Annotated in this window: 4 protein-coding genes; all 4 read right to left on the bottom strand. The window is 32.2% G+C overall.

The annotated features are described in order from the left end of the window. Window positions 1–220: 220 nt before the first annotated feature. The gene (locus tag M4I21_RS18345; protein WP_249560680.1) at window positions 221–886 is read right to left on the bottom strand and encodes a hypothetical protein; all 666 of its coding nucleotides are present in this window, start codon (window positions 884–886) and stop codon (window positions 221–223) included. Between the two features lie 310 nt (window positions 887–1,196). After that, on the bottom strand, window positions 1,197–1,769 hold the full coding sequence (locus M4I21_RS18340; RefSeq protein WP_249560679.1) for a hypothetical protein: 573 nt from the start codon (window positions 1,767–1,769) through the stop codon (window positions 1,197–1,199). A gap of 186 nt (window positions 1,770–1,955) precedes the next feature. Then, window positions 1,956–2,633, bottom strand: a complete 678-nt coding sequence (locus tag M4I21_RS18335; RefSeq protein WP_249560678.1) for a hypothetical protein — start codon at window positions 2,631–2,633, stop codon at window positions 1,956–1,958. Between the two features lie 216 nt (window positions 2,634–2,849). Continuing rightward, complete coding sequence (locus M4I21_RS18330; protein ID WP_249560677.1) at window positions 2,850–3,845, bottom strand: hypothetical protein; 996 nt, start codon at window positions 3,843–3,845, stop codon at window positions 2,850–2,852. Between the last annotated feature and the right edge of the window lie 114 nt (window positions 3,846–3,959).

Raw genomic sequence — 3,959 nt, 5'->3', positions numbered from 1 at the left:
AGGGCGATGGAACACATTTTCCAAAGGGGCGGGAACAGCGTAGCTGTGTAGCAACTTTGGTCAGCTTTTCGCTGAATGTGTTCCATCGTGTTTGTGTATGGAAAGTTGCGTGTTTAGACAACTAAAATAGCAAAAGAAAACGAGCCAGAGGATAATCCGAAGGATTTTCCGAGCAAGCAAGAAACTAGCAATTTTTTATACACGGTGTTGTAAAACGTTTTTATTCATTCGTTTGTTCAGTCAGAGTTTTAAATTCAAATACTTTGTTTTCAATATTATCAGTCGTGAATTTTTTAAAGTCATTCACAAAAAGAGTAATCTCTTTATTTCTTTCGCTTTCTATTTCTAAATTATATTTTTCGTTGATTATTAATTTTAAAGGAAGTTTTCTTTTTTTAACTGCGAATGATGTATAACTTTCAAACATCGTATTTATGTTTATTAAACTATCCTTTGATTTTATAGTACTTCCAATTCCAATTCCGTCGTCGTTTCCAGAATTCAAATAAGTTTTGAAAGATATTTTAACTTTTATTGAATCAGTTAAGTTTTCAGTTTCTTTAATTGAAATACTGTCAATCGAATGTATCGGTTTAATGAAATTCAATTTCATTTTTTCGTTTTCAATCGCGTATTCACCAGAACCAAATTCATTGATTATAAAATATGGTCCATCTATATATCCTTTTGTTTGATTTTCATCATTATAGTATGATAATGGCGAATCTCCTTTGTATGAAATAAAACCAAATTTTTGATTTGGCAATAAATGAATAAAAGATAAACTGTCAGATGTAAAATAGATTTTTTCTCTACTGTTTTCTTGAGAGTAAAAGTTTTTACTGATTAAAAGAATTGTTAAAAGTAAAACTGTATTCAATTTCATAATAGATGTTTATTCAAATTTATTCGTTTTATGTTTTGAATAAAAATTCAATTTAGTAATCAATTCTTTTGATTTAGTGAAAAGGTCTATTGGTTGAGTCAAATGTTTTACAACGTTAAATATATGGCAAGTGGGGCAGAAAACAAGCGATTATTTTCGGTTTAGCCACAAGCCAAATCTTTTTATTTTGTTTTAATTTTTCTCTTTTAATACCAAATCAAAAGATTTGGCGACTTTGCAAATAGACAACAACCTTTCGGTTAAACATTAATCGCCCAATTTGCTATATATAGTGTTAGCAAACGTATTATTATTCCATTTCAGTTTCTATAACTTCAATCGGTTCAGGTGGCGGAACCAAATATTCGTTTCGGTATTTTTCCATTTCCTTAGGATACAATTCAAACATTATTCTTTGGTAGCGTTCGATATTAAATCCACGATTCCCAAGTCCAGTTGTTCTCAATAAAATCTCGTCCTTTTCTTTCGGATTAGTTATTACGAAAAACGGACTGCTTATTTTTTCTTGATAATTAATATCAAAATCCGTCATCATTGTTTCCAGATTAAGAGTATCGTTTTCCAATTTATAAAAAACTCTATTAAAATGAACAGGTTCATCTTCCATCACCCGTTTTTCCTTTAACTGAAGAAAAACACTATCGTTGGATTTAGTAATTTGTAATTGATCATATTCTCTCCACATACACATTGATAAAACGACTCCAATATTCAGAGTGTCATTATTCTCCATTTTGGTTGTGAAATCAGCGTAATTTTGAGCCACTTTAAAGTCCGATATTTTAGGTTCAGTTTTTTGTTTGCATCCTAAAATCAGACTTACAAAAACTAAAATAAGTATTTCAAAATTTACGTTTTTCATATGTTTGCTAACGGTTTAGCTAAGCGTAGTGCGGAGGCAAGGAAACTTTTCGTTTCCGTCTACGCACGAAGCTAAAGCTTATTGTTTAGTTTTATTTTTTGTTTGTCCAAAGCTAAATCCATAAGATTTAGCGACTTCATAAATACGCACAGACCTTTCGATTAAGCCCTAAAGTCCGCATTACGTTTAGGCTTTGTTAGGCACAGTCTTTTTTTTCCGTTTTTGGTTTCTTTCCATTTTTCTAATGTCCCGTCTTTCAAGTCTTAGCGCTTTTTTGTCCCTTTTTGCTTTGTCATTTTGCGTCAAGAAATGAATTGCTAAGAACATTTGCTCTTTTCGGTCTTCCAGATTCCAATTTTCGGGATGCTCAATTATATTCCACACAAGAAATTTACCAGATTCAAAAACCCCAACACCTTCCAATCTATCACTGTATTTTTTTATGTAGTGGTTTGATTGTCCTATTTCATTTAAAAATTGAGCAAACTTTTCGTTTTGGCCAAAACAGATTTCTTTATACTCGTACTTAGGTTCAATAGTTCTCCACGTTTTACATAGACTCCATATCTTATGAAAAGTTGAATCTGAGATTTTGGAGTACATCTTTTTCTGTTTTCTCCAACTTATTTTTTCCTGAACATAAAATTGCTCCCAATTTGCTAATTCCTGAATAGAGTTTTTGATGCAGCTTGAGAAATTGCTTCTGTTTGCATCTCCGCAAAGCTCCATCTGAAAAAAGTCCGTAATCAGATTTAGGTCCTCAATCTCGGACTCTGAAAAATAAGTTTCCAAATCCATTTGAGAATTCTGCCCAAGAGAAGTTCCAAATATCAAAAGCATAAAGTAGAGTAGTGTGGACTTCATTGGTTTTAGATTGTGCCTAACGTTTAGGCTATGGTTAGTACGGGAATTAAAAGCAGCGAACTTTCGATTAAGCACTTAGCCAAAACTTTTTATTTTGTTTTATCTTTTTTGTTCTAAAGCCAAATCAAAAAGATTTGGCGGACTTAGTTAAGAGTACTGAAATTTGGGTTAAACACTAAATCCCGTATTAATTATAGCCATTGTTAGCTGTAGTTCTTATTCCACTGTAAAGCGAAGAATAACTTCATTATCCAAAACAACATTTGTAGACCAAATAAATTCTGCACCAGCTCCACTAAATTTTTCTATGAAATTCATATAGGCTTTTTTATTTTTAACACCTATAACGTCTTCTGTATACGTTGTTGCATCTGGCCATTTACTATCATCAAAATCAGCATCAAAACTGTTTTCTGGAATTTTCCAATGTATACCATAAAAGTCAGTTCCATCATCAACACCATCAGTACTACAATTTGAAGAAAGCCTTTTTTCTCCTTCTTCGCTTAAACAACTTAAATCATTTATTGGTGCTGTATAAAATGTCTGTGCTTTCCATTTATTATTTGTAACTGTTCCGTCACTAAAACTTGCTATAAACCCACCATCTCCTGGATGAAAGTTTTTTCCTCTGTTATTTTCGGAACCTAAACCTAAATTTTCTTCCCAATCAATAACTTTTAAAGCAATAGTATATGGTGTTTTTACCTTGAATTTTACAATGTTTGAATTAAAACGTGTAAATGGTACTGGGTCTATAGCGATTAGCTTGCCATTAATGTATAATTCAAAATAATTGTCGGCAAAGATGTATCCTGTAATAACCTCTCCATCAGCATCAATTTCTGTAATTGGGACAGCATCTAAGTCTACTTCAGATAGACTTTTTGGCGTTGTTCCGCTATTTTCATTGTATAAGTCAAATGCTTTTGGTGCATTACCAAAAATATTAATTCCGGGAACTGTCCAAATATTTCCTTCAGAATCCTTTATTTCTCCAACACCAGCAATTCTACTCCCTTTTGAATTGGAACTTAATAGGCTTTCTATTTTTGTTTCTGCCAAGCCTTGAGTTATACTTCCAGTTCCTTTGTAACTTTTTTTATTGTCCAGAATTTCCGTTTTTGCTTCATTTGTTGATGAATCCTTTGTATTCTCTTTGCAACAAAGTATTGTAAGCGAAAGGAATAAAAGTAGTATGTTATTTTTCATAATGTGAGTTTTTTTAATTACAGCTAACGGCTGGGCTAAGCGTAGTGCGGAGGCAAGGAAACTTTTCGTTTCCGTCTGCGCACGAAGCTAAAGCTTATTGTTTAGTTTTATTTT

It is taken from the genome of Cellulophaga sp. 20_2_10, assembly GCF_023476645.1.
Classification (GTDB): domain Bacteria; phylum Bacteroidota; class Bacteroidia; order Flavobacteriales; family Flavobacteriaceae; genus Cellulophaga.
This window is presented reverse-complemented; position numbering and strand designations above follow the sequence as displayed.